This window comes from Prevotella sp. OH937_COT-195 (assembly GCF_003932845.1).
GTDB lineage: Bacteria > Bacteroidota > Bacteroidia > Bacteroidales > Bacteroidaceae > Prevotella.
In genome coordinates this window covers 1-443 of sequence record NZ_RQZH01000149.1, presented here as the reverse complement: position 1 = coordinate 443, position 443 = coordinate 1, and the positions used below count along the sequence as shown (strand labels likewise).

Annotated in this window: 1 pseudogene; it reads left to right on the top strand. The window is 40.0% G+C overall.

The features are described 5' to 3' along the window. Positions 1-347, top strand: a pseudogene (locus EII32_RS11660) (transposase); the annotation flags it as partial. Positions 348-443 lie beyond the last annotated feature (96 nt).

The window sequence follows — 443 nt, the reverse complement described above, 5'->3', positions numbered from 1 at the left end:
CTGAGTAAAAACCTATGTTTACCTTCCTATAATAGCAATGGAAAACGTTGCAGGAATCGTAAGGTAAGGCTTTCTGAAAGTGAAATCATGACCATCCTCGTGTGCTATCATTTCGGTACATATCGTATTTTAAGGAGTATTATCAGAATTGTATCCATGGCCGGCTCAAACATGAATTCCCGACCGCCGTCTCCCATAATCGTTTTGTAGGACTCATGCCCCGGGTATTCTTTAAGATGATGTTATTTATGAGACTCTGTGCCTTCGGCAAATGTACAGGTATAACGTTCGTTGACAGCACCATGATGCCGGTGTGCCATAATGTAAGGCGATACTTCAATAAAGTATGTAGTCGTCCCTTAAAAACTATATTTCAGCGTGAAGTTTGTAAAATCGAAATTCACGCTGATTCTTTTTATAAGCCACAAAAGAACTCTCATAGC